The 21276-nt window shown below is 41.4% G+C and carries 17 protein-coding genes and 2 pseudogenes; 8 read left to right on the forward strand and 11 right to left on the reverse strand.

Going from position 1 to position 21276, the window contains the following annotated elements; translation table 11 throughout:
* Window positions 1–124: 124 nt before the first annotated feature.
* Window positions 125–367, forward strand: a pseudogene (locus FTU12_RS13410) (DUF2238 domain-containing protein); the annotation flags it as partial.
* A 364-nt stretch (window positions 368–731) separates the two neighbouring features.
* Here FTU12_RS13410 and FTU12_RS13415 read toward each other — a convergent pair.
* The 6 genes from FTU12_RS13415 to FTU12_RS13440 form a co-directional block, all read right to left on the reverse strand.
* On the reverse strand, window positions 732–1157 hold the full coding sequence (locus FTU12_RS13415) for a hypothetical protein (RefSeq protein WP_252725857.1): 426 nt from the start codon (window positions 1155–1157) through the stop codon (window positions 732–734).
* Window positions 1158–1262: 105 nt separating this feature from the next.
* The gene (gene sohB, locus FTU12_RS13420; RefSeq protein ID WP_180009607.1) at window positions 1263–2225 is read right to left on the reverse strand and encodes a protease SohB; all 963 of its coding nucleotides are present in this window, start codon (window positions 2223–2225) and stop codon (window positions 1263–1265) included.
* Window positions 2226–2415: 190 nt separating this feature from the next.
* The gene (gene pstB, locus FTU12_RS13425; protein WP_218948527.1) at window positions 2416–3339 is read right to left on the reverse strand and encodes a phosphate ABC transporter ATP-binding protein PstB; all 924 of its coding nucleotides are present in this window, start codon (window positions 3337–3339) and stop codon (window positions 2416–2418) included.
* Between the two features lie 13 nt (window positions 3340–3352).
* Complete coding sequence (pstA, locus tag FTU12_RS13430; RefSeq protein WP_180114572.1) at window positions 3353–4744, reverse strand: phosphate ABC transporter permease PstA; 1392 nt, start codon at window positions 4742–4744, stop codon at window positions 3353–3355.
* Entirely contained in the window at window positions 4741–6120 is a 1380-nt protein-coding gene (gene pstC, locus FTU12_RS13435) for a phosphate ABC transporter permease subunit PstC (protein WP_168379200.1), read from the reverse strand. Before pstC ends, pstA begins: the two co-directional genes overlap by 4 nt.
* A gap of 99 nt (window positions 6121–6219) precedes the next feature.
* On the reverse strand, window positions 6220–7248 hold the full coding sequence (locus FTU12_RS13440; protein WP_180114573.1) for a substrate-binding domain-containing protein: 1029 nt from the start codon (window positions 7246–7248) through the stop codon (window positions 6220–6222).
* A gap of 410 nt (window positions 7249–7658) precedes the next feature.
* Between FTU12_RS13440 and FTU12_RS13445 the strand changes: the two genes are divergently transcribed.
* Window positions 7659–8711, forward strand: a complete 1053-nt coding sequence (locus FTU12_RS13445) for a Rieske 2Fe-2S domain-containing protein (protein WP_180093493.1) — start codon at window positions 7659–7661, stop codon at window positions 8709–8711.
* Between the two features lie 357 nt (window positions 8712–9068).
* On the opposite strand, the gene FTU12_RS13450 is transcribed toward FTU12_RS13445, so the two are convergent.
* The gene (locus FTU12_RS13450; protein WP_180114574.1) at window positions 9069–10601 is read right to left on the reverse strand and encodes an aspartate aminotransferase family protein; all 1533 of its coding nucleotides are present in this window, start codon (window positions 10599–10601) and stop codon (window positions 9069–9071) included.
* Window positions 10601–11974: a diaminobutyrate--2-oxoglutarate transaminase gene (locus FTU12_RS13455; RefSeq protein ID WP_180114575.1), complete on the reverse strand. Its 1374-nt coding sequence runs from the start codon at window positions 11972–11974 to the stop codon at window positions 10601–10603. The genes FTU12_RS13450 and FTU12_RS13455 overlap by 1 nt, the downstream gene beginning before the upstream one ends.
* A gap of 484 nt (window positions 11975–12458) precedes the next feature.
* On the opposite strand from FTU12_RS13455, the gene FTU12_RS13460 reads away from it, so the two are divergent.
* From FTU12_RS13460 to arsH, 6 genes and pseudogenes are all read left to right on the forward strand, one after another.
* Window positions 12459–13160, forward strand: coding sequence for an SIMPL domain-containing protein (locus FTU12_RS13460; RefSeq protein WP_180114576.1), 702 nt, complete (start codon window positions 12459–12461; stop codon window positions 13158–13160).
* A 187-nt stretch (window positions 13161–13347) separates the two neighbouring features.
* Window positions 13348–15542: pseudogene (locus tag FTU12_RS13465) on the forward strand (TonB-dependent receptor family protein).
* 113 nt (window positions 15543–15655) lie between these two features.
* Window positions 15656–15985 carry a metalloregulator ArsR/SmtB family transcription factor gene (locus FTU12_RS13470; RefSeq protein WP_180114577.1) on the forward strand — a complete coding sequence of 110 codons (330 nt, stop codon included), beginning with the start codon at window positions 15656–15658 and terminating at the stop codon, window positions 15983–15985.
* Window positions 15982–16455 (forward strand): arsenate reductase ArsC, encoded by a 474-nt coding sequence (locus FTU12_RS13475; protein ID WP_180007690.1) that lies wholly within the window; start codon window positions 15982–15984, stop codon window positions 16453–16455. Before FTU12_RS13470 ends, FTU12_RS13475 begins: the two co-directional genes overlap by 4 nt.
* Entirely contained in the window at window positions 16455–17495 is a 1041-nt protein-coding gene (gene arsB / locus FTU12_RS13480) for an ACR3 family arsenite efflux transporter (RefSeq protein ID WP_180088086.1), read from the forward strand. The genes FTU12_RS13475 and arsB overlap by 1 nt, the downstream gene beginning before the upstream one ends.
* A 1-nt stretch (window position 17496) precedes the next feature.
* A complete protein-coding gene (arsH, locus tag FTU12_RS13485; protein WP_180114578.1) occupies window positions 17497–18201 on the forward strand; it encodes an arsenical resistance protein ArsH in 705 nt (234 codons plus the stop codon).
* Between the two features lie 58 nt (window positions 18202–18259).
* Here arsH and FTU12_RS13490 read toward each other — a convergent pair whose 3' ends face one another.
* The 3 genes from FTU12_RS13490 to cgtA all read right to left on the reverse strand — a co-directional run bounded on the left by FTU12_RS13490 (window position 18260) and on the right by cgtA (window position 21258).
* Window positions 18260–18778 carry a GNAT family N-acetyltransferase gene (locus FTU12_RS13490; protein ID WP_180114579.1) on the reverse strand — a complete coding sequence of 173 codons (519 nt, stop codon included), beginning with the start codon at window positions 18776–18778 and terminating at the stop codon, window positions 18260–18262.
* 91 nt (window positions 18779–18869) lie between these two features.
* Window positions 18870–20003, reverse strand: a complete 1134-nt coding sequence (gene proB, locus FTU12_RS13495) for a glutamate 5-kinase (protein WP_078191872.1) — start codon at window positions 20001–20003, stop codon at window positions 18870–18872.
* Between the two features lie 40 nt (window positions 20004–20043).
* Window positions 20044–21258, reverse strand: a complete 1215-nt coding sequence (gene cgtA / locus FTU12_RS13500; protein WP_078190204.1) for an Obg family GTPase CgtA — start codon at window positions 21256–21258, stop codon at window positions 20044–20046.
* Between the last annotated feature and the right edge of the window lie 18 nt (window positions 21259–21276).

Here is a 21276-nt window from a genome sequence, read left to right on the forward strand (position 1 = left end):
AACTGAGGATCAGAAAGCTTGTTTGAATCGATGTATTTCATCCGCAGATTATGCACGAATGCTAAGAAATCCGGAGTGCAAATATTAACCAAAAGAAGATCGTTTTTTGATTTATGAAAGAGATCTATTGGTTATACAATTCGTCATGGCGACCAGTTTATTTTATGAATGGATCGAATGGCTGATTGCCATTGGCTTATCACCAGAAGAAGCTGAAAATTATAATGGGCAACAAGGTGATATTTGGGATGCACATAAAGATATGCTACTTGCAACACTTGGTGCGATGATCACTGGTGGTATTTGTTTAATGACATCAAATTTGTTGAATAACGCTAAACAAAAGCCTGAATATTTTTTATCTTAAATACTGATGTTACGCACCTAGAAGTAATTTCTCATTTTAAAAATGATTTTTAAGTCTATTCGACGGAGTCTTACATCTAGGAATTGAATAACGGGATTAGCCTTCGGCTGGAGGTACTTTTACGAAACGATGTTTCTCATTCGGCAAAATGAGAAGCGAAGCTTCGCAAGGAAACCATCTTGCGGAGCAATGCTCCTCACCGCAAAACTCGTTCGCTCGCGTCTACGTATTCAAAGTATCGCAAAAACATTTTTGATTAGAAGCAGCCCTGTCTCAAACACTTGCGGATGACGTTACCGCGTATCGTTGTTTTATTTGAATCAAATTGCACTTCTGGTGTTACTGCGTAACATCAGTTAAATATTTAAGCAGTCCATTGAATTAAGATTGAATCTGACATTTGCGGATTCAATTTTCGGTCATAATACTGAAAGCACGCTTTTGCTCCCGCTGGCATTTTTTGTAGATCATCATCTATACGAAAATGCCGTGTATATTTTGTATGATTCACTAAAATTTCAACCCGCTCAAAAGGCTGTCTTTTATTTATATTTCCGCTACTCATATAACTCTGATAGGCCACAACAGTGCCGCAGGCTTCAGAGCGAACATCTACCTGTAGTGATGAACAATAAATATAGCCTGCCAACAGTGTTGCTGCTGGGCCAAACAGCGCAGCATACTGTTTCAGCACAGATTTTTTCACACTTTGAAAATGCAGCAAATATAGCCAAGGCCAAACCATTAGGCAAATGACACCACCTAAAATAAACAGAAAATTAGACATCATTATCATCAATATCTATGTACGCAACGCAATCTATCACAACAGCATCGTTTAGCATAAAAAAAGCTCACCGAAGTGAGCTTTAAATACTTTATAAGCATAAAGATTTTAAAATTTTAGATCTTTTAATTGAACGATATTTGCATTAGCTTTGCTCAATGATTCCATCACTTTTGACATGACAGCAGGAACCAATGAATCCGCAATTTGTGCTGCTTGTAAGCCTAACTTCTCACCCAGTGTTGGTTTTTTGCGGGTTTCAATCATATATACATCATGTTGTGGCATAAGACTTAATAGATATTCATCTGACGTTTGGAGTTTATCGACCAAATTGAGATCCATTGCATCTTGACCATACCAATGCTCACCTGTGGCAACTTTATCGACATTGAGCTGAGGACGGTATTTTTCAACAAAGTGTTTAAACAAGTTATGGGTTTGCTGTAACTCTTCTTCAAATTTGGCTTTACCTTCAGCAGTATTTTCACCAAACATAGTTACGGTACGTTTGAACTGACCCGCGGTATACAGTTCAAAATCGATATGTTTTTCTTTCAATAAACGGTTAAAGTTCGGCACTTGTGCAACTACACCAATCGAACCCACCACGGCAAATGGTGCTGAAACGATCTCATTTGCAATGCAGGCCATCATATAGCCACCGCTTGCAGCAACTTTATCCACGCAAATGGTTAAGTTAAATCCAGCATCACGTAAACGTACCAATTGTGCAGCGGCCAGACCATAGCCATGCACCATCCCGCCTGGACTTTCTAAACGTAAAACCACGCGGTCACGTCCTGCTTTTGCTGTCGCTAAGATCAGGGTAATTTCTTCACGTAGACTCGTTACCGCAGATGCAGCGGTATCACCATTAAAATCGATTACATAAATTTTTTGGTTATTCTTTTTACGTGCGCGCGCTTCTTTTGATAATTGTTGGCTTAGTTGCAGCAGCTCAAGTTTAGATGCAGTCGTTTGCGCAATTTTTTTTCGTTGTTCATTGATACGTGCATTTAAGTGGCTTACACGAATTTCCGCAGGCAACTTGGGATTATGAAATAGCATAAAATTGAAACTCATTTAATTCATATTTATGTTGTATAACATGTGGGTTACATCACAAAAATTCAATCTATTTTTTGAAAATAATTCTCATTGAGTCAAATTGAGCTTTTTATTTCTATCAATCCTTTTCTACCTAATTATTGACTTCATAAAAAAAGAGCCTTTCGGCTCTATTTTCAAACAGTCTAGATTAACCAAAACGACCGGTAATATAGGCTTCTGTAAGCTGATGATCCGGTTGGGTAAAGACTTTTTCAGTGGAATTCACTTCAATTAAATCACCCAAATGGAAATATGCGGTACGGTCAGAAACACGCGCTGCTTGTTGCATCGAGTGTGTCACAATCGCAATGGTATATTGCGCTGAAAGTTCAGTGATGAGCTCTTCTACTTTTGCTGTTGCAATTGGATCGAGTGCTGAACAAGGTTCATCCATTAAAATCACTTCAGGACTGACAGCAATGGTTCGCGCAATACATAGACGTTGCTGCTGACCACCTGAAAGTCCTGTACCCGGTTGGTTCAAACGGTCTTTCACTTCATCCCAAAGGCCTGCTTTACGCAGACTATTTTCAACAATTTCTTCCATGTCGTATTTGTCACGTGCCAAACCATGCAATTTTGGACCATAAGCGACATTGTCAAAAATAGACTTTGGGAATGGGTTCGGCTTTTGGAAAACCATACCCACTTGGGCACGCAGTAACACCACATCGAGATTTGGATCATAGATATCTTGATTATCCATAAGCACTTGCCCTGTCACACGACAAGAATCAATCGTGTCATTCATACGGTTGAGCGTACGTAGGAAAGTTGACTTACCACAACCAGACGGACCAATAAAGGCAATCACTTCATTTTCATAAATGTTCAGATCTATGCCTTTGATCGCTTCAGATTCACCATAGTACACATGCACATCATTGGTACTGATTTTCACATTGCTCGATTTCGCATCTTTTTTCGCGCTAGATTGCGTATCGAATTGTGACACAAACGCAGTATTGGTTTGTTTTTGGCTGCCCTGAGCAGAGGTAAATTGTGTTTGTTCTGGATTCACAGACTTATCCTGATATAAGGAATTCTTTTCAGTTGTAATGACGCTATTCATATAATGCCCTCAATTACCAGCGTACTTCAAATTTCTTACGTAACCAGATGGCTAAACTGTTTAAGCCGATCATGAGAGCAAGAAGTACAATGATTGCTGCTGCGGTACGTCCTTCAAAGAAGTTACGTAGCTCATTACCTTGCCAAAGGAAAATTTGTACAGGTAATGCAGTGGATTGATCTAAAGGAGTGGCTGGTACACTTGCCACAAAGGCACTCATACCAATCAATAATAATGGAGCAGTTTCTCCTAGGGCTTGCGCAACACCAATAATGGCACCGGTTAAGATACCTGGTAATGCCAGTGGCAAGACGTGGTGAAATACAGTTTGTAAACGTGATGCACCCAAACCTAAAGCGGCTTGACGGATCGATGGAGGAACAGCTTTTAGTGAAGCACGTGTGGTAATAATGACCGTTGGCAAAGTCATCAAACTTAAGACTAAACCACCAACCACAGGAGCCGAAAGCGGCATATGCATCCAACCAATAAAGATCGCTGCACCAAGCAAACCAAAGACAATCGAAGGAACCGCTGCTAAGTTGTTAATGTTGACTTCGACAACATCGGTAATCCAGTTTTTAGGTGCAAATTCTTCTAAGTAAATTGCGGATGCTACACCGATTGGAATTGAAATAATGATCACGATCAGCATCATAAATAACGACCCCATAAACGCCCCAGCTAAACCTGAAGTTGCAGGTGAGCTACGAGAGTCTGGATTCTTAAATATTTCAGTATTAAATGAGTTAGTAATAACACCATCAGCTTTAAGTTTATCTGCAAGTTGGCGTACTTCTGGGCTCAATTGTTGCTGTTCATCAGGCAAGCTGCGGTCAATATTACCAGCCAACCAGACATCGACATTAGCATCTGCAAGGATTTTAAAATCTTGTTTTTGACCAATCAATGACGGATCTGCCATTACCATGTCACGTAAGCGATAAGCTTCTGAACTTGTATATAAACTGTTGAGATCATCACGTTGTGAGGCAATCGCTGGATCTTTTGCTATGATGCCATTTACGATGAGCGCATCCCAATCCACCATGCCCATTTCAGTTTGCCAAGCAATGTAACGCTCTTGGAACTGTGCAGGTGATTCACCTTCTTTTTGAATTGGTTTCGCACCAACTTTGACAATGTTTGGATCAAAAAACACAGGTACCGTCATTGAGCTTTGCCAAAATGCAGGTAAACCTTTGGCTAAAATACTACCAAACAATAGCACGACGAACAATAAGCCAGTCACTACTGCACTAAAGCCCAAGACACGGAAGGTATTTTCTTTACGGTGTCTTTTCGCCAATGAGTTTTCAATGATTTTCTTACGTTTTTCACGAAGCTCAGCGGCTGCATGTGAATCAAATTTTTGATCCATGTTTGATGTATTCGTAGTACTCATTCGTATTGCTCACGGTATTTACGCACAATGTACAGTGCAACAATATTCAGCCCTAAGGTAATCACAAACAGTGTTAAACCGAGTGCAAAAGCAACTAATGCTTGAGGACTCGCAAAGTCTGTATCACCTGTTAATTGGTTTACGATGGTAATAGTGACGGTAGACACCGCTTCGAGTGGGTTGATATGCAGTAAAGGACTGTTCCCTGCTGCAAGCACCACAATCATGGTTTCACCAATTGCACGAGATGCTGCCAATAAGAATGCACCGATGATGCCCGGCAATGCTGCTGGAATCACCACTTGGCGAATGGTTTCTGATTTTGTAGCACCCAAACCAAGTGAACCATCACGAAGCGCGCGAGGCACTTGAGTAATGATGTCGTCAGATAATGATGAAACGAATGGGATAATCATAATCCCCATCACAAAGCCTGCTGTTAAAGCACTGGTTGCATTAATATCGAGTCCAATATACGCGCCGAGCTGTTTTGCAAAAGGTCCAATAATCATTAAGGCAAATACACCGTAAACAATCGTTGGAATACCTGCGAGAACTTCAATGGCCGGTTTTGCCCAAGCACGGAAACTTGGCTTGGCATATTCAGCTAAGTAAATGGCAATCATCAAACCAACAGGAACAGCAACCAATAGCGCAATACCACTGACCATGAGTGTGCCCCAAAGGAGTGGCAGCAAACCATAACTACCTTCGGCATTCCCTGATGTACTAAAACCGGGGTTCCATTCAGTGCCTAAGAAGAAATCGAGTGGACTGACAAAACTAAAGAAACGCATGGCTTCACTGAACATCGACATCACAATGCCAACTGTTGTCAGGATTGCGACACCCGAACACAGTGCCAATGCGATATTAATGACTTTTTCGACTTGGTTACGTGCACGATATTTTTCTGCGATGCGGCGTTTAGCCATGACTAAACCAATCAATGCCGCACAAATCACAATGGCCAATTTTGCATATGAGCCAATGTTTTCAATTTTCTTTAATTGTTCTGCTGCTGCAAGTTCATATGCAGCTGGCGTATCACTCACCCCAAAACCAGAAGCAATCGCTTGAACGCGGTCAACCATTACGCTCGTGCTTGCAGGATCTAAACTTAAACGAATATTTTCAGGGACATTATTTAAAATAACATGTTGAAAAATACTCGGTTCAACCAAGTTCCAAACAATCAAGATTAAAAAAGCGGGAATCCCACACCATAAAGCGACCAAAACACCATAGTAGCCCGGTCGTGAATGCAACATTGCTGAGTTATTGCCTTTACCTGCAAGTTTGCGACTTTTGGTCAGTCCAACTTGATAAGCGATTGCAATAATTGCGAGCAACACACCAATAAGTAGCAGATTCATGTAATCTCCACTGTTTTTTCAAAAGCCCTTCTTGAAAAAACTGTTTCTTTGCAAAAAGCCAATGGCAGGTCAATCCTGCCATTGGCTGTTTCAATCCAATTATTTAACTGCTTTACCCGCTTTAAAGTTTGCAAGAACTGCAGCGCGTTCTTTATCAGACATTGAAATTAAGCCTGCTTTTTCTAGCTTAGAACCTTTACCTGATACTTTTTTGCTAAGGAAGAATCCTGTGAACTCTTTTAAGCCTTTAATTGATTTTAAGTGCTCACCTTTTACGTAGAAGAACAATGGACGAGATACTGGGTATGAACCATTTAAAATCGTCTTCTCAGAAGGTGCAACGTTATTGACTGTTGCTACACGTAACTTGTCACGGTTTTGGTCATAGAAACCTAGACCGAATACACCTACAGCGTTAGGTGAAGTTTTTAAGCGTGCCAATGTCTCTGTATAGTCGCCTGCGATTTCAATCACACGACCATCTTTACGGAAAGTTGAACATGCTTTTTTCTGAGCATCTTTATCTAATTTTGCGAAAGCTTCATAAGTTTCACAGCCAGCATCGACCATTTTTTCTTGGAACACTTCACGTGTACCGTGGTTTGATGCAGGAATAACTAAAGTGATTGCTTCGTTTGGTAATGTTGGGTCGATTTGATTCCAACGTGTGTATGGGTTTGGAACCAATTTACCTTTTGATGGTAGTTCAGCAGCGAGTGCAGCAAATACGTGCTGTGGGCGAAGTTTGAATGCCGCTTTTTTCGCATTTGACGCAAATACGATACCGTCATATCCAACTTTAATTTCTAAGATTTGGTTAACGCCGGCTTTTTTACATGCAGCCAATTCAGTATCTTTAATTTTACGAGATGCGTTTGCAACGTCAATTGTGTTGTCGCCTACACCATTACAGAATTGTTTCAAACCACCTGAAGTACCGCCTGAACCTACGACAGGTGCTTTAAATTGTGGGAATGTATTACCAAACTCTTCTGCAACAATACTTGCATAAGGCAGTACAGTTGAAGAACCAGCAATTTGGATCGTGTCACGAGCTGCATTTGCAGTTGTAGCGACTGTTGCCCCAGTAGTGAGTACCATAGCAAGTGCGATATGATTTAAGCGCATTCTCATCTCTCTTAATTGATGCATTTATTGGAGTACGCCACTTTTGTTTTTAAAGTCTTGTACTTTTTCGATATCTGCATTTTGATTTTAGAGTATGACAGTTAGGTTACATCTTTATGACGCTTTTATGATAATTGATGATTGCACATTGATTTAAATATAATTCTTTATTTTTCAATATGTAATGAAATTTATCAAAGTATTGGTCTTATTTATTTCTACTTTGATATTCGTAAGAATTCATGTCCTTGTCATCTTTTGTCTTATTTTCTTTTTTCAATTTCCCCTCCTTTTCTGAATGTTGCACATTTGCATGTTCGATTTTTTATTCCTCCGTATTCCAATAATTGAAATTTCATTACATTTTTAGTTCGCTCAATATGCAAGTTTACATAAAAACAGAGCCTAAAATGACCAGCAAAGCCATTGCGACATTTAATCCGGACTTGCCTGTGCATATGACTTTTGAAGAACATGACTGGCACTTACTTGCAGAATATTGGTATCCGATTGCATTAGCACGTGAAATCAGCGAACAACCTTATGGCACCATGCTTTTAGATATGCCGCTCGTCATTTATAAAATGGGAGATGAACTGATTATCGCTAAAGATGCCTGCCCACACCGCGGCGTACCCCTAAGTTTAGGTAAAAATGATGGTCTAGGCGTTGTCTGCCGCTATCATGGTTTACGCTTTGGTGAACACGGTCATTGCAATCGCATCCCTGCACATCCTGAGCACAAAATTTCACCTCGCTTTAACTTACGTACTTATGCTGCTGTTGAGCGTTATGGACTGATATGGTGCTCACTTACTGCCGCTAAAGATACTGCGCCGAATATACCTGCAATGCCATATTGGGATGAAGCCGAGTTTCAGCAATTGGTGTGCCCAACGGTCGATTTTCAATGTTTTGCAGGCCGGCAGCTTGAAGGCTTTATTGATGTTGCGCATTTTGCATGGGTACATCCCGATACCTTTGGTGACCCTGAAAATGTAGAAGTACCTGACTATAAAACATTTGAGACTGAAACAGGGTTTAATGCGGATTATTGGAGCAGTGTTGGGCGCTACCCGATTGGTTTAGAACAACGTGGACAAGATGGCTTTCAATGGCTGCGGCATTTTGAAATTCATCTGCCTTTTACTGCAACACTCACCATACATTTTCCAAACGACAGCAAGCAAGTGATTATGAATGTGGCTTCACCGATGACTGCCCGCTCCACCCGTCTATTTGCTCCCATTTGCCGTAATTATGACAAGGACTTACCTGTCGAAGATGCTTACGACTTTAACCTGAAAATATTTGAGGAAGACCGATTAGTCTCTGAATCACAAAAGCCTGAATATTTGCCTTTGGATTTAAGCATCGAAGCGCATTTCCCGGCGGACCGCAGTTCTAGCATGTACCGCAAATTATTGCGTAAAAAAGGTTTTAGTCCATTATTTGCGGCATAACATCAATATCGTATTGCATTCACCTCACCCTAACCCTCTCCTACAAGGAGAGGGAAACTCCTTTACAAGCCTTCTATTGGTTATAAATATTAAGTGGTATCTCATTCATCAAATGATAAACATCAATGACTATCGTGACTGGCGACAGGGATGTCGCTGTAAGGTAAAGGTCACATGGATGTACCTTTTGCCTGAGAAGGATTTTAGTTACTTTGATCCGTCAAAGTAAAAATCTGCCTACACAGTAAACTATCATCACTCAATGAAAAATTGTGGCCATGTAATAAATTAAGCGCCTTTTCATTTAAAAAAAAGGAGCTCAAATGAGCTCCTTCTTCTACAACTACAAAATGACAATTAGTCAATTGCAGGTGTATATGTACCGTCAGCGATTGGGCCTTTGATACGATCCGCTTCTGCAAGCACAAGAGCAAGTAAATTCTTCACGTTATCTAAAGTCGCTACTGGGCTTAAAGTCGTCATTTTCAAAGATTGAACCTGACCTACTTTAGTTACACCAATATTCGCTTCACCACGAGCAAACAATTCGTCTGCAACGTTTTGGTTCAATGTATCTAACAATTCAGCTGGGTAACCTGCTGGTACTACACGGAACAATACCGATGCAAATTGAGGATCAACCAGCATTTCTAGACCGTCAGTGGCAGTAATATAGTCTGCAACATCACGTGTTAACCCCACACCGTGATCGATCATCGAACCGTAAAGCTCTTCACCCAATGCCTCAACTGTCATCCACAATTTCAACGCATCGAAACGACGAGTTGTTTGTAGAGACTTAGATACAAGGTTAGGTACGCCATGCTCTTCATCATAAGCAGAGTTTAAGTACTCAGCTTCATAATGCATAAAACGATAGTTCGCTTCATCTTTAAGCAAAAATGCGCCACATGAAATCGTTTGGAAGTAATGCTTATGGAAATCAAGCGTTACCGAGTCAGACAGTTCAATACCATCTAACATTGAACGATAGTCATTTGAAAGAATCAGTGCACCGCCCCATGCTGCGTCGATATGCATCCACGCGCCATATTTGTTGGTGATTTCACGAACAGTTTTCAGTGGATCAATCGCACCTGCATCGGTTGTACCCGCAGTTGCAACCACACATGCGACAATTTTACCTTCAGCTTGAAGGTGTGCCATGGTTTTCTCAAGCGCGTCTATATCCATGCGTGCATTTGCATCTACAGGAACAGTGATAACAGATTGGAAACCCATACCCATCATGGCCATGTTCTTTTGCACAGAGAAGTGTGCATTTTCAGAACAGATCACTTTTACGTTACGCATTGCTTCCGCAGGTACGCCATCACGCTGAACAGACCACGGGTTACCGTTTTCGTCTTTCCAGTTTTTAGCAATACATGCATCACGTGCAAGCAAAACGCCCATCAAGTTAGACTGCGTACCGCCAGAGGTGAATACACCTGCTTGACCTGCACCATAGCCAACTTTTTGGCGAAGCCAGTCAATTAACTGAACTTCCATCAATGAACCTGCAGGGCTTTGATCCCATGAGTCCATAGATTGGTTAGTCGCGTTAATTAACACTTCAGCGATTTGGCTTGTTACCATTGTTGGGCAATGCAAATGCGCTAAAGAATGTGGGTGATGTACTTTTAAGCTTTTATTTAAGAAAAGCTCAACCATACGGTCTAGTGATTTTTGTACACCCATACCTTCTTTTGAAGGATTGAATGCAATTGCACTACGAAGCTCTTTAATGCTACCGCCGGTGTACATTTTGTCATTTTGCAACCATGCAGAAACGGCTTTAACCGCTTCGCCCATTGCTGACTGATAGTCAGCAATGGATTGTGCATCATTGCAGAATAACGCTTTACGATGTTCTGCAAAATCAACCATTACGCGCCTCGAACTGCAACTAGTGCTTCAGCAAGTGCTTTTTTGAAGCGAACAATTACTTCTTCACATTCAGCTTGGTTAATGATCAATGGGCAAAGTAAACGAATTACAGTACCATTACGACCACCTTTTTCTAACAACAATTTGTTGTTGAAACATGCTGCTTGAATTGCTGCTGCCAATTGAGAATCACCTGGTAAAGACCCCATGTGATCTGCTTTTTGACGTTCATCAACAATTTCAACACCAATCATCAAACCACGGCCACGTACGTTGCCGATACATGGGAATTCTACCGCTAATTTTTTAATTTCAGCTTGTAAGAAGTCGCCACGCTCTTGTGCGTTTTGAGCCAAGTTTTGTTCTTTGATGGTTTTGATTGTTGCAAGACCAGTACCCATAGCAAGTTGGTTTCCACGGAATGTACCCGTGTGACCTGCGGGTTGCCATGCGTCAAACTTACGTTTAATACCCAATACTGCAAGTGGTAAGCTACCACCAACTGCTTTAGACATTACAACGACGTCTGGCTCAATACCTGCATGTTCAAAGGCAAACATTTTACCTGAACGTGCAAAGCCAGCCTGTACTTCATCAAGAATCAACACGATGTTGTGCTTTTCAGTCACTTCGCGGATTTTCTTTAACCATTTTACAGGTGCAGTCACTACACCGCCTTCGCCTTGGATTGCTTCCAAGATTACAGCTGCAGGTTTCGTTACACCGCTTTCTACGTCTTCAATGAAGTTTTCGAAATAATACGTTAATGCGTCTACACCCGCTTCACCACCTATGCCTAATGGGCAACGGTATTCATGCGGATACGGCATAAATTGAACACCCGGCATTAAGCCGTTCACAGCATTTTTAGCAGACAAATTACCTGTCATTGCTAAAGAACCGTGAGTCATACCATGGTAGCCACCTGAGAAGCTGATTACTGAACTACGACCTGTGTAAGTTTTTGCTAATTTAATTGCTGCTTCTGTACCATCTGCACCAGACGGGCCACAGAACTGTAGACAATACTCTTCTTTACCACCAGGTAATTGCTCAAGTAGTGCTTCAGTAAAAGCATCTTTTAAAGGCGTTGTTAAATCCAAAGTATGCAATGGGAGGCCACTTGCAAGTGTGTCTTGGATACTTTGAATTACCGCAGGATGATTATGGCCTAATGCCAATGTTCCTGCCCCAGCTAAACAATCGAGGTACTCTGTACCTTCAACATCAGTAACCCAACAACCTAAAGCTTTTGCTATCGCAAGTGGAAGTTTACGCGGATAGCTACGAACATTGGATTCCATCTGGCTTTGGCGAGTCAAATAGTATTCGTTAGTAGAATTAGTGGCAGGGTTTACAGAAGAAACGCTCATATCGAATTACCATCTCTGATATGGGTTGAAAGAAATAAGTCGGGTGACTTGCGGTCCTTTGACTCGGTGCTTTATGAGTTTCTAGTTAGCTTTAAAAGCTCTTTGAGTATGGGCTAACTAGGAGGCGGATGATACAGACTTTTTCAAGAAAATAAATCACTTTTATGATCAAATAAAAAGATAATTTAGAGAAAAAACAGATCTATTCCATGGATATCTTGAATTATCATCTTACAGTGTGACAAAACAAAGAAAACCTTTTTATTTTATGCTTTTTTACAACTTATGAATGATTATTGTAATCTTCAATTATTTAAACAACTAAGTGCTGATTATTTAAATAAATATTCATCAAGCACTGCATTTATTTTTCTTGAAAGATTTACAATCCCACCACAGATTTTCCTTTAATCCATCACAATCCCCTTTTAAGATAAGAGCATAAGCTAAATTAGTCATTCTGAAAGAAGAATAGGTCATAACAATGCGTAAAATTATCTTATCTACTGTTTTATTAGCATCCGGTCTAGGTTTGGCAGCAGCAACTCAAGCAGCCGACCCACTCAATTACAACATCGTGAACATTCAGGCGGATGCCACTCGCCAAGTGTCGAACGACCAAATGCATGCCGTTTTATATATTGAAAAGTCAAATAAACAACCGGCTGAACTTGCTACCCAAATCAACCAATTGATGACCCAAGCGGTGAACACAGCCCGTAAATACCCTGCGGTAAAAATCGAAACGGGATCTCAAAGCACCTACCCGATTTATGACAATGACAGTCGTAAATTGAAAGAATGGCGTGGTCGTGCCGAAGTGCGTTTAGAAAGTACAGACTTTAAAGCAGCTAGCCAATTGGTGAGCGAGTTACAACAAAATTTCCAAACTCAATCCATCAGCTTTAGTGTGTCAGATGCACAGCGTAAAAAAGTAGAAAATGAGTTGATGGTTGAAGCCTCTAAAAACTTTCAACAACGTGCCCAAGCGCTCGCTCAAGCATGGAATAAATCAGGCTATAACTTAGTTAATATTAATTTAAATACCAGCAATTATGGTGGTCAGCCTGTACCACGTATGGCCATGATGAAAGCTGCAGCAGCTGATGCAATTCCAGAACAAGAAATGGCAGGTGGTGAATCTAAAATCACGGTCAGTGCAAACGGCTCTATCCAGTTTAAATAATTAAATTCATTTTAAAAAACCGTGCTTTAGCGCGGTTTTTTTGATTACAAATTTCACTTATTCTTTATTTAAATTAAAAAGTCTATTAGCTTAATCAAACTCATAGTTTTAAATGATAATCATCCTTATTTAAATTTATCGCACTCAAGATTATGATACGCGCTCTCTCTCCATTGCTCACACTTTTATGTATAGTTCAAGCAAAAAATCTCTAAAGCTTCAAAATTTCCCGCTATTACCGCTGAGTATTGCCATAGGTATAAGCATGGTTGCCACTATGGCTTCTGCTGCTGAAAATACAGAGACAGCACAAGCAGATGTTTTACCCACCATCACCATTGAAACTCAAGGGAACTGGCTGGAAAACGCCAATGAAAAAAAGGTGCAAAAGCATGCCGGTGCGCGGACCATCATTGACCGTAAACGCTTAAACGAAAGCGCAGCAACATCTCTTAAAGATGCGTTACGCCAAGTTCCTGGTGTTCAGGTTCAAGAAAATAATGGTACTGGCGGTAGCGATGTTTCATTAAATATTGGCGTTCGTGGATTAACTTCTCGCCTCTCTCCACGTTCAACTGTGTTGATCGATGGCATACCAATGTCATTTGCACCGTATGGCCAACCACAGCTTTCGATGGCGCCTGTCTCTTTAGGAAATATAGAATCTGTTGATGTAGTCCGTGGTGCAGGTTCTGTCCGTTTTGGGCCACAAAATGTCGGCGGTATTATCAACTTTGCCACACGTAGCATTCCTGAAGACTTTAAAGGTACCGTGGCATTAAACTCTGAATATGCAACAGGTACAGATCAGGTAAAATTAGGTCCTAGTCTGTTTGTTGGTGGAACATTAGATAATGGTTTAGGTCTTGCCTTACTTTATTCAGGCACTAAAGGCAACGGTTATCGTGAAGCGAACAATAAAAATGACATTGATGATGTCATGTTAAAAACCGCTTATGACATCACTGATCAGGATAAAATCGCGTTAAATTTACATCACTACGATGGTACAGGTGAAATGCCTGAAGGTTTAAGCACTGCTGAATTCGAAGCAAATCCATATCAAACGTCGCATTATCGTGATTTTTTCACTGGCCGTCGTTCAGATGTATCGCTGCGTTATACACATAAAGAGACACGAACAACTTTGAACTTTTAAGTTATTACATCGATTCATTCCGTACCAGCAATCTTGAATCCACCTTAACCAATGGCAATCATCGCTTAGATACTTCACCGCGTGATTATAAAGTCTTTGCCATTGAGCCACGTTATTCTCGTAGCTATAGCTTAGGTAGCACGCTGAATGAAGTGACTGTAGGCTACCGTTATATGGATGAAGAAAGCACCGAGTTCGCAGGCCGTACTGAATACGCTGCAGATGCTGAACCCGGTCAGTTTATAGCACGTACCCGCAGTGCGGGTGGCACCAAAGCACACGCAGCTTATATTGATAACCGTATAGAACTAGGTAAATGGAATATTACACCTGGCGTTCGTTTTGAATTGATTGATACGCAAAACAGTTTTAGTGCCTATAAAAATGGCGTATTACAAAATACTGTTCATCCATCAATCCAATCAGATGAATTTTTACCAAGTTTAGCTGTCCTGTATAAAGCAACAGACCATTGGAATTTCTTTGCTAATGCAGGTGTTTCTTTTGGTCCACAGCAATATAACCAGTTAGCGACAACACAAGGCACTACAGCGGTCACCACCTTAGATGGCTTACATCCTGAAAAGTCTAATAACTATGAAATTGGTACCAAATATTTAGGCAATGGTTTGAGCGCTGAATTAACTGCGTTTTATCTAGATTTTGACAAAGAACTGATTTTAGAACGTGATGCTGCAAACAATGGCATTTGGACTGACCTCGGTGCTACAAGTCATAAAGGGATCGAAACCGGTTTTAGCTATGACTTTGGACATTTAGCTAACAATCTCGAAGGCTTAAAAGCCTATGGTAATTACACCTATACCAAAGCAGTTGCTGAAGCAGGTAACTTTAAAGGTAAAGATTTGCCCTTCTATTCACAAAATGTCGCAAACTTTGGCTTAGGCTATAAATACGATGCTTGGTCAATCAATGCCGACATGTATGCTCAATCTAAACAACGTGCCCCAGCTAACCAAGATTCGGGGATCTACCAAACTGAAGAAACGGCAAATGGTAAACTGGGCGATATTCCAGGCTATTCAACTTTTGCTGTGCGTACCGGCTATGACTTTGGCGGTTCGCTACAAGGGGTTAAAGTTGCTGCTGGTATTAAGAATGTCTTTGATAAACAGTATTTCACCCGTTCATCAGATGCAACAGGTGGTAAATATATAGGTCAACCACGTAGCTTCTTCTTACAAACTTCATTCGACTTTTAAACTGGTCTAAATATCAAAATCCCACCGCGTGTGGGATTTTTATTGAACAACACATATGGACATCCACATATTCATATGTGAAGATATATGTAAATCCATATATACAGATAAACATGGAACAGACTGAATTTTTCAAATTACTTGCAGATGAGACTCGTCTGAACATCATCATGCTGTTGGCATGTAAAGGTGAACTCTGCGTCTGCGAACTCACTGAGTATCTTGAATTAAGCCAACCCAAAATTTCACGTCATTTGGCTTTACTGCGTTCATCAGGTGTGCTGAGTGATCAGCGTAAAGGTCAATGGGTTTATTACTCCATTCACCCTGTACTGCCTACTTGGTGTACACAAATACTTGATGTCATGCGTCACCAAGAACGATTTAAAAATCTCGATTTAAACTCTCCGAAAGGCACTACAACATTGTGTGAAACGCTATGAATTTTTTATTTCTATGTACTGGCAATAGCTGCCGCAGCATTTTATCCGAAGTACTTTTTAACCATCGTGCCCCTGAAGGTTTCCATGCCTATAGCGCAGGTAGTAAACCTTCAGGACAAGTCCACCCGTTTACCTTGAAAACCCTACAAAACCTCAATCTACCGACTGAGGGTTTGTCGAGTAAAACCATCGCAGCATGTGAACAATATCAACCCGATGTGGTAATTACCGTCTGTGGTTCTGCCGCTCAAGAAGCTTGCCCAATTTACTTAGGCTCTGCCATCAAAGCCCACTGGGGCTTAGAAGATCCTTCCCATTTAGAGCTTGTAGATGAAATAAAACTTGCAGCATTTCTTGATACCGTGGCGCATATTAACCGCCGTTTAGATGCTTTATTTGCACTCGATTTTACGCAATTAAGTCGTGAAGAACTCAACCTAGAAATCCAAAAAATTTCAGAGATCCAATAATGGCTGCTGCAAAACTGTCATTTCTAGACCGCAATCTAACGCTATGGATTTTTATCGCAATGGGGCTAGGCATTGCGATTGGCGTGTATATTCCAAGTGCTTCAAGGGCTTTAAATCAACTCAATATCGGTGATGTCAATATTGCGATTGCCATTGGTTTAATCCTGATGATGTATCCGCCTTTGGCTAAAGTGGATTACAAAGCCCTGCCTGAAGTGTTTAAAGATAAACGTACCTTGTACCTATCACTGGTTCAAAATTGGTTAATTGCGCCTTGCCTGATGTTTATTTTGGCGATCGTTTTTTTACAACACTACCCTGAATACATGACCGGTTTGATTCTGATTGGTTTAGCACGTTGTATTGCGATGGTTCTGGTTTGGAATGATTTAGCTTGCGGGGATAACCAATACGTTGCGGCTTTAGTGGCATTTAACAGTATTTTCCAAATTGCATTTTTTAGTACCTACGCATGGTTCTTTTTGAGTTTTTTACCGCCTTATTTTGGTATAGAAGCACAAGTGATCCAAGTCAGCTTTTGGACCATCACACATGCAGTATTGGTGTATCTAGGCATTCCCTTCCTGCTCGGTTTCCTAACGCGTGCCATATTGGTAAAACAAAAAGGTCTGGATTGGTATAAAAATCAATTTATACCCAAAATCAGCCCCATCAGTTTAATGGCATTACTCTTTACCATTGTGGTGATGTTTAGCCTCAAAGGTGCAGATGTCTTGAGCCTTCCAATGGATGTACTGCGTATTGGCATTCCCCTCACGATCTACTTTGTGGTGATGTTTTTCATTAGCTTTTTGATGAGCAAATGGATGGGTAATAATTACGCCAAAACCACTGCCATATCCTTTACCGCAGCGGGTAATAATTTTGAACTTGCCCTCGCTGTTGCCATCGCCACCTTTGGCATTGCATCTCCGATTGCATTTACCACGATTATTGGCCCATTGGTTGAAGTGCCTGTGCTTATTGCATTAGTGAGTGTATCGCTCTGGCTAAAACGCAAATGGTATAAAGAGAACTAAAATGAAGCTCCCCAATATTCAACTAGATTTACTTGAAACACCGCGTTTTGAACAAGTTCAAGCTAAAGCACTTGAACATCCGCCACGCATTCTGCTGCTATATGGCTCTAACCGTGAACGCTCATTTAGCCGCCTAACGGTATTGGAGGCGGGTCGAATCCTTGAACATTTTGGTGCAGAAGTCAAAATTTTTCATCCTAAAGGTCTTCCACTGCCTGAAGATGCTGAAACTTCACATCCCAAAGTTCAGGAATTACATGAATTACTTGCATGGTCTGAAGGCATGGTTTGGTGTTCGCCAGAACGACATGGTGCGATGAGCTCTATATTGAAAGCACAAATTGATTGGATTCCTTTAGCGTCAGGTGCCATTCGTGCTACTCAAGGTAAAACGCTGGCGTTAATGCAAGTCAGTGGTGGTTCGCAATCTTTTAATGCTGTTAACCAAATGCGCATCCTTGGGCGTTGGATGCGGATGATCACGATTCCAAATCAATCTTCCGTTGCAAAAGCATTTTTAGAGTTTGATGAAAATGATCGCATGAAACCTTCCTCTTATTACACTCGCATTGTCGATGTAATGGAGGAACTATATAAATTTACCCTACTCACACGTGGTCAATCTGCCTACCTCACAGATCGCTATTCTGAACGAGTTGAAAGTGCGGAAGAACTCTCTAAACGGGTTAATCAAAAGAACCTTTAATGAAAAAACTCCTGCATCTGTGCAGGAGTTTTGGTCTAAAAAATTCATCAACTTTAACTTAAGACAATAATTTATAAAATAATGTCGTTGAATCTAATGCACCCGTATGGCCCAATGAAAATTGTGGAATGATCCCGGTTTTTATAAAGTTAAATTTTTCATACAGCCTTTCAGCGAAATCGCCTGTACGCGTATCAAGTACAAGTAATTTCAAGTTCAAGTGTTTTGCTTGATCTTCTGCAAGTGTTAATAGTTGGTGAGCAATGACTCGCTGACGTACCTTTGGATGCACCATAAGTTTTTCAATCTCAGCACGATGCAGTGCATTGGCTTTGGTGGCACGAACCAATTGTACTGTGCCCACAATTTCACCGCTTTGTAGCGCCGCCCACAAAAAGGTTTTATGCTTTTGAATATCCTTTGTCACAGCAGACCAATATTCATCATAGTGCGACTTAGATTCTTTAGCTAAAAAACCCAGTGATGCACCATCTTGCACACATTGTGCCAATAATTCGCACAGTTGAGCCTGCTCATCTTTTAGATCTTGAATGTTTAAATATTGAATTTCGCTCATCTTCTTTTCCTCTTATTTCTATTTTTATCGTTATATTCAAATGGCATGCCATAAAAAATCCCGCTCGGAAGCAGGATTTTGATCTTTCAATTTAGTAAATCGCCATGTGATTGCGATGGATCATTTCAAGTGATCGGGCTTCCCCTAAAACTTGATGAACCTTATCTGAGGCCAAACCTTTGACGATTTCTGCCGAACGTGAACTGAAGTTTACACGACCGACGGCAACACGATGACCTTGTGTATCGACACATTCCACCACATCACCACGTTCGAAATGCCCTTCAACTGCTTTCACACCTACAGGTAATAAACTGCGGTGATTATCACGAATGGCTTTGACTGCGCCATCATCAATTACTAAACGACCAGCTGTTTGTAAGTGTGCAGCTAACCATTGTTGATGGGCTGTGACACGGTCATTATCCGTAATGAATAAAGTACCGAGTAATTCACCGGCCATCACACGTGAAAGCACATTGTCGCTATCGCCGCTTGCAATCACTGTTGGACAACCTGACTTGGCTGCCAAACGTGCCGCACGAACTTTGGTCAACATACCGCCACGACCGAATTTACCGCCGCCGCCAGCCATATCGAATAATGATTCATCCATTGCACGTACTGTATGGAACAGTTTTGCATCTGGATTCGAACGAGGGTCAGAGTCGAACATACCTTCTTGGTCAGTTAGAATCACCAAGAGGTCTGCATGAACCTGTCCAGCCACCATCGCAGCTAAAGTATCGTTATCGCCAAAGCGGATTTCGTCAGTCGACACTGTGTCATTTTCATTGATCACAGGAATCACACGCCAATCGATCAAATGCTGCAAAGCATCACATGAGTTTAAATAGCGACGACGGTCTGCCAAGTCATCATGCGTTAACAGCACTTGTGCTGTACGAATCGAACGTTGTTCTAATACGCTAGACCAAGTATGAATTAAGCCCATCTGACCAATGGCAGCACAAGCCTGTAGACTGGGTAGATCTGTGGGTCGGTTGTCCAAATTCATACGAACCATCCCTTCAGCCACAGCACCGGAAGACACAAGAATGATCTCGTGTCCTGCATTGTGTAGTTCTGCAATTTGTCCCGCCCAATGCGAGATTGCATCCAGATCTAACCCTTTTCCGTTTGCTGTGAGTAGTGATGATCCGATTTTAACAACGATACGTTTACAACCCTTGAGCTGACGTTGCCCATCTACCACTTCTATCATCTTGTCCTCAGACTTGTTTGCTTTGACACTTATTCAGCAATTAACGTACGTAGTACGATTCTGCCTCATCATCACCGTCTTCAAATTCATCATCAAAGTCTTCACCTTGACCTGCCAGACGTTGTTGACGACGCATTTCACGATATGCTTCTTTCGCAGCAAGCGTTTGCTCACGTGTTTCAGCTTCAAGCTGATCACGGAATGCTTTAACTTCTGCAGCATATTCAGGATCTTCAGTTTCGCGTTCGCGCTGCTCTTCAATTTGATCCATCAGGTAATACACAACGTCTTTAGTACCTTCAAACGTTAAACCTGAAGTTTTGAATACAGGGCCTTTCCACTGCAACTCTTCGAGAATGTGATCACACCATTCATCACGCGTTTCAGCCGCCAATTGGTCTACTTTATTGAGTACCAATACAACAGGTAATTTTGAAAGTGTTGGGGAGAATTTTTTCAACTCTTCCAAAATTGCTTTTGCATTGTACGCAGGGTCAGAACCATCAATCGGTTGAACATCTACGATGTGCAATAAAATACGTGTACGCGCCAAGTGTTTCAGGAATCGAATACCTAGACCAGCACCTTCTGCAGCCCCTTCGATTAGACCCGGAATATCCGCCATTACAAATGAACGGTGACTATCGGCATCAACCACACCTAGGTTTGGCACCATTGTGGTAAATGGATAATCTGCAACTTTTGGTTTTGCTGCTGAAACTGCACGGATAAAGGTTGATTTACCCGCATTTGGCATACCCAACAAACCAACGTCTGCGAGTACTTTTAATTCAAGACGAATTTCACGATATTCGCCTTTTGAGCCGTGTGTACATTTACGTGGAGAACGGTTGGTTGAAGATTTGAAGTGAGTATTACCCAAACCACCTTCACCACCTGCTGCCACTAACACACGCTGACCGTCAGCCACTAAGTCGCCGATGATATCGCCAGATTCTGTATCTACAATTGTTGTGCCCACTGGAACGAGCAATACGGTATCTTCACCGCCACGGCCTGAGCAGTTCGCTCCACGACCATTTTTAGCACGTTCTGCACGGAATTTACGTGTATAACGATAATCTACTAGGGTACTTGTGTCGTTGTCGGCTTGAACGTATACGTTACCGCCACGACCACCATCACCACCATCTGGACCACCAAATGGTACGAATTTTTCACGGCGAAAACTGGCTACGCCATTGCCACCGTCGCCAGCCTCTACGGTAATGACTGCTTCATCAACAAAGCGCATGTTTGCCAATCCTCTAAA

It is taken from the genome of Acinetobacter sp. YH12063, assembly GCF_013419715.1.
Taxonomy (GTDB): domain Bacteria; phylum Pseudomonadota; class Gammaproteobacteria; order Pseudomonadales; family Moraxellaceae; genus Acinetobacter; species Acinetobacter amyesii.